This window comes from Salipiger sp. HF18 (assembly GCF_011806505.1).
GTDB classification, from domain to species: Bacteria; Pseudomonadota; Alphaproteobacteria; order Rhodobacterales; family Rhodobacteraceae; genus Salipiger; species Salipiger thiooxidans.
This window is the reverse complement of sequence record NZ_JAATOS010000266.1, coordinates 1-5,656: the sequence shown is the minus strand read 5'-3', so window position 1 is coordinate 5,656 and position 5,656 is coordinate 1. Positions and strand designations below refer to the sequence as shown.

The window sequence follows — 5,656 nt, the reverse complement described above, 5'->3', positions numbered from 1 at the left end:
CCGAGGGGCGCCCTGCGATGCCGATGTTCCACCCTGCCTACCTGCTGCGCCAGCCGCAGATGAAGCGCGAGGCCTGGGCCGACATGCTCGCGGTCGGCGCCAAGCTGCGGGCTCTGGGATGAGGGCGCTTGCCCTCGCGCTGATGCTCGCCACGCCCGCCGCCGCTGCGGAATTCGCCATCGACTACGACCGGCTCTTTGCCGAGCACGCCGACGCGGTCCTGCGTCCGGCACCCGGGGTCGAGCGGCTCGAACTGCCGGGGCCGGTGATCGTCGAGCGCCGCGGTCGGCGCATCCGGGCCGAGGACCAGAGCGGCTGGGGCCCGGCGGGCTGTGCCCTGCGCCGCCTGGTGGTGGCTGCGGCGGCGGTCCAGAGCTGCCCCGACCTCTTCACCGTGCCGCAGCGCGACCGGGCGGCGGGGCAGCTGCTGCGCGGCGTGGACTTCTTCGCCGAGAACACCGTGCCGCCGATGTCGCCCGAGGCGCGGCGCGCGGCGATGCTGGCGGCGCTCGAACGGGCGCGCGGGCGTAAGGCGCTCGATTGCCGCGACCGCGACAGCGCGCCGCTGGCCTTTGCCGCCCATATCGCAGAGGATGCGTCGCTGAGGCGCTTCGCGAAGGTCTTCGCCACGCCGCGCCTGCCTGTGACCGACCCCTGCCGCTGAAACCGACCACCCGAGGCCGCCATGTCCCGTATCGACGAGTCGCGAGAATTCATTCCCGTCCGCATCGCCGTTCTTACCGTCTCCGACACCCGCACCCTGGCCGAGGACCGCTCGGGCGACACGCTGGTGCAGCGGCTCACCGACGCGGGCCATACGCTCGCGGCGCGGGCGATCTGCACCGACGACCGCGAGCTGATCGCCTCACAACTGCGTGAGTGGGTCGCCAGCCCCGAGATCGACGTGGTGATCTCGACCGGCGGCACCGGGCTCACCGGGCGCGACGTGACTGTCGAAGCGCACCGGGATGTCTACGAGAAGGAGATCGACGCCTTCGGCACGGTCTTCACCCTGATTTCCATGCAGAAAATCGGCACCAGCGCGGTGCAGAGCCGCACCACCGGCGGGGTGGCGGGCGGCACCTACCTGTTCGCGCTGCCGGGAAGCACCGGCGCCTGCCGCGATGCCTGGGACGAAATCCTCGGGTTCCAGCTCGATTACCGGCACCTGCCCTGCAATTTCGTCGAGATCTTTCCGCGCCTCGAGGAACACAAGCGACGGAAATGACGCGAAGCCACGTAACATGAACGTGGTGCGACACGGCGTGTCGTCTCATATGATAATCTGAGTCAGGGCCCTTTGGTCCGATCCCCGAGGGAAGCCAGGATGCGTTTTCTCCGCCAGAGCCTCGTTGGTCTCTTTCTGCTCTCGCTGACCCTGGCGCTGCTGGTCTACGCCGGGGCGCTGGTGCGCGACGCGGTGATGGTGCGGCTGAACGATGTGCCGCGCATGCCCGAGGCGCGCGAACGGGTCTTCGCGGTGAACGTGACGCCGGTCGCCTTCGAGACCGTGACCCCGGTGCTGACCGCCTTCGGCGAGGTCCAGAGCCGCCGCACGCTGGAGCTGCGCAGCGCCATCGAGGGCACGCTGATGGAGCTCGCGCCCGAGTTCGTCGAAGGCGGACGGGTGGCGGCGGGGCAGGTGCTGGCACGCATCGACCCGGCGGATCTCGAGGCGGCGCTGCAGAGCGCTGAGACCGCCCTCACCGACGCCGAGGCTGAGCTGCGTGAGGCGCGCCGGGCGGTCGGGCTCGAGGAAGACGCGCTGGGCGCCGCCGAGGAGCAGGCGGTGCTGCGCCAGAACGCCTACGAGCGGCAGCAGGACCTTGCCCGGCGCGATGTCGGCACCGCCGCCGCGGTCGAAGAGGCCGAGCTGGCCGCGTCTTCGGCGCGGCAGTCGGTGGTGAGCCAGCGGCAGGCGGTGGCGCAGGCCGTGGCCCGGGTCGACCAGGCGACCACGGGGCTCGCGCGGGCACGGATCAGCCGTGACGAGGCGCAGCGCCGGCTCGACGAGACCGAGATCCGCGCCGCCTTCGACGCCCAGCTCAGCGACGTGGCCGTGGTGGCCGGGCGCCGGGTCTCGGCCAACGAACAGCTTGCCACGCTGGTCGATCCCGAGGCGCTCGAGGTGGCGTTCCGGGTCTCGACCCTGCAATACGCCCGGCTGCTGGGCGACGACGGACGCCCGCGCGCCACGCCGGTGCTGGCGCGGCTCGAACTTTACGGTGCCGATCTGGTGGCCGAGGGACGGCTCTCGCGCGAGGGGGCGGTGGTGGGCGCAGGCCAGACCGGGCGGCTGCTCTATGCGACGCTTGACCGGCCCGCAGGGCTGAAGCCCGGCGATTTCGTCACCGTCGAGGTCACCGAGGCGCCGCTGGAGCGGGTGGTCCGCCTGCCGTCAACGGCGCTCGACGCTGCGAGCCAGGTGCTGGCGCTGGATGCCGACGACCGGCTCGAGCCGGTGCCGGTCAGGCTGCTGCGCCGTCAGGGCGACGACGTGCTGGTTCAGGGCGATGCGCTGGAAGGCCGCGAAGTCGTCATGGAGCGCACGCCGCTGCTTGGCGCCGGCATCAAGGTGCGGCCGCTGCGCGCGGGCGAGGGCGCCGCGACGGCGACGCCCGCCGCGACCGAGGGCCCCGAGATGGTCGAGCTCTCCACCGAGCAGCGGGCGCGTCTGGTGGCCTTCGTCGAATCCAGCACGCGGATGCCGGCCGAGGCCAAGGAGCGCATCCTCTCGCAGCTGTCGCAGGACCGGGTGCCGGTGCAGGTCGTGCAGCGCATCGAAGAGCGGATGGGGGGCTGATCCTTGCGACAGATCCCCGGCCCGGCGCGCGGCATCCTCAGCTACTTCACCCGCCACCCCACGGTCGCGAACCTGCTGCTTGTGATCCTGCTGGCCTCGGGGCTGCTCGCGGTGCCCAACATGCGGGCACAGTTCTTCCCCGACGTGGTGGACGACGACGTGACCGTCCGCGTCACGTGGGAGGGCGCCGGTCCCGAGGACGTCGATTCGGGCATCGTGCAGCTGCTGGAGCCGACGCTGCTCGCGGTCGAGGGGGTGGTGAGTTCCGAGAGCATGTCGCGCGAGGGCTCGGCCTCGATCGAGCTCGAGTTCGAGCCGGGCTACGACATGATGAAGGCGGTGGACGATATCCAGGTCGCCGTGGACAGCGTGACCGAGCTGCCCGACGACGCCGAGGACCCGACCATCCGTTCGGGTGGCTGGCGCGACCGGGTGACCGACGTGGTGATCACCGGTCCGGTGGCGACCGCCCAGCTTGCCCGCTTCGCCGACGAGTTCGTGCTGCGGCTCTTCTCCGAGGGCGTGACCCGCACCACCATCCGCGGGCTCGCCGCGCCGCAGGTCATCGTCGAGGTGCCGACGCGCAACCTCATCGCCCATGACGTCACCATGCAGGAAATCGCGACCGCCATCGCCGGCGAGGTCGATGCCAACCCGGCGGGCGACGTCTCGGGCGCCAATGCCCGCGTGCGCACCGGCGTGGAGAAGCGCAGCGCCGACGACATCGCGGCCATCGTGCTGCGCTCGGAACAGGACGGCACCAAGCTCACCGTCGGCGACGTGGCGACCGTGCGGGTCGAGGGCGTCGACCGCGCCCGCACCTATTTCGTCGGCGGCAATCCGGCGATCTCGATCCGCGTGGATCGCTCGGCGCAGGGCGACGCCATCAAGATCCAGCACACGGTCGAGGACGTGGCGCGGTCGTTCCAGGCGGCGCTGCCCGAGGGCACCAGCGTCGACCTGATCCGCACCCGCGCCGAGGCGATCACCGCGCGGCTCAACATCCTGCTCGAGAACGGCGCCACCGGCCTTCTGCTGGTGGTCGTGCTGCTGTTCCTGTTCCTCAACGCCCGCACCGCGCTGTGGGTGGCAGCGGGGATCCCGACCTCGATGCTGGCGGCACTGGCGCTGATGTATGCCTCGGGGCTCACCATCAACATGATCTCGCTCTTCGCGCTGATCATCACGCTGGGCATCGTGGTGGACGACGCCATCGTGGTGGGCGAGCACGCGGACCACATGTCGCGCCACGGCTACGGGCCGGTCGAGGCCTCCGAGCTTGCCGCGCGGCGCATGGCGCTGCCGGTGTTCTCGTCGACCCTGACCACGGTCATCGCCTTCTTCGGGCTCACCGCGATCAGCGGGCGCTTCGGCCAGATGATCCAGGACATCCCCTTCACGGTGATCGCGGTGCTGCTGGCGAGCCTCGTGGAGTGCTTCCTGATCCTGCCCAATCACATGGCCCACGCCATCGCGCATTCGCGCAAGCAGCACTGGTACGACATGCCCTCACGCATGGTGAACCGCGGCTTCCGCTGGGTCCGCGAGCGGCTGTTCCGGCCGTTCATGGCGGGCGTCATCCGGGCCCGCTATGTGGGGCTGGCCGGTGCCGTGCTGGCCTTTGCGAGCCAGGCGGCGCTGTTCATCCGGGGCGACGTGCAGTGGCGCTTCTTCAACTCGCCCGAGCAGCCCTCGATCACCGGCAATTTCGCCATGGCGCCCGGGGCCAAGCGCGCCGACACGCTCGAGCAGATGCGGATGCTGCAGCGCATGGCCGACGAGCTTGGTCGCGAGTATGAGGACCGCTACGGTCGCAACCCCATCGACTACGTGATCGCCGAGATTGGCGGCAACGCAGGGTACGGCCTCGCGGGGAGCGACAGCAAGGACGAGGACCAGCTCGGCGGCATCTCGATCGAGCTCATCGACGCCGACCTGCGGCCCTATTCCAGCTTCGCCTTCGTGGGCGAGCTGCAGGAGCGGGTCGAGCGGCACCCGCTGGTCGAGACCATCAGCTTCCGCGGCTGGCGTTCCGGCCCCGGGGATTCGGCGCTGGACGTGCAGTTCTTCGGCGCCACCTCCGAGACCCTGAAGGCCGCCGCCGAGGATCTGAAGACCGCGCTGCTGCGCTTTCCCGAGGTGTCGGCGGTCGAGGACAACCTCAGCTACGACAAGGACGAGCTGGTGCTCGAGCTGACGCCGCAGGGCAAGGCGCTGGGCTTCACTATCGACGCGCTGGGCACGGTGCTGCGGCACCGCATCGGCGGCATCGAGGCGGCGACCTATCCCGACGGCCCGCGCAGCACCGAGATCCGCGTCGAGCTGCCCGAGACCGAGCAGACCGCCGACTTTCTCGAACGCACGCAGCTGCGCACCCCCGAAGGCGCCTATGTACCCCTTGCGGATCTGGTCAGCGTGACGCGGCAGACCGGCTTCTCGACGGTGCGGCGCGAGAACGGTATCCGGCTGATCTCGGTCACCGGAGACATCTCCGAGGACGACGCCGACCGCGCCGCCGAGATCATGCAGGCGCTCGAACAGGAGATCCTGCCCTCGATCGCCGAGCGGCGGCAGATCGAGTTCCGGATGGCCGGACTGTCCGAGCAGGAGGATGCGTTCCTCTCGGACGCGCGGACAGGCCTCACGCTGGTGCTGCTGGGCATCTACCTCGTGCTGGCATGGGTCTTCGCGAGCTGGACCCGGCCGCTGGTTGTGATGTCGGTGATTCCCTTCGGCCTCGTCGGCACGATCTACGGCCACGCGCTGTGGGAGGTGCCGATGTCGATGTTCACCGTGGTGGGCATCCTCGGCATGACCGGCATCATCATCAACGATTCCATCGTGCTGGTGACG

The 5,656-nt window shown here is 70.2% G+C and carries 4 protein-coding genes and 1 pseudogene; all 5 read left to right on the top strand.

Annotated elements, in window-relative coordinates; all coding sequences use genetic code 11:
- Positions 1-122 (top strand): annotated as a pseudogene (locus HC022_RS29285) (uracil-DNA glycosylase); the annotation flags it as partial.
- On the top strand, positions 119-664 hold the full coding sequence (locus tag HC022_RS17975; protein ID WP_167453349.1) for a hypothetical protein: 546 nt from the start codon (positions 119-121) through the stop codon (positions 662-664). The pseudogene HC022_RS29285 and the gene HC022_RS17975, both read left to right, overlap by 4 nt.
- Positions 665-685: 21 nt before the next feature.
- Positions 686-1,228 (top strand): molybdenum cofactor biosynthesis protein B, encoded by a 543-nt coding sequence (gene moaB / locus HC022_RS17970; protein ID WP_167453348.1) that lies wholly within the window; start codon positions 686-688, stop codon positions 1,226-1,228.
- Positions 1,229-1,327: 99 nt separating this feature from the next.
- Positions 1,328-2,803, top strand: a complete 1,476-nt coding sequence (locus tag HC022_RS17965; RefSeq protein ID WP_167453347.1) for an efflux RND transporter periplasmic adaptor subunit — start codon at positions 1,328-1,330, stop codon at positions 2,801-2,803.
- 3 nt (positions 2,804-2,806) lie between these two features.
- Positions 2,807-5,656 (top strand): efflux RND transporter permease subunit (locus HC022_RS17960; protein WP_167453346.1); only part of this gene is annotated, 2,850 nt, incomplete at its 3' end.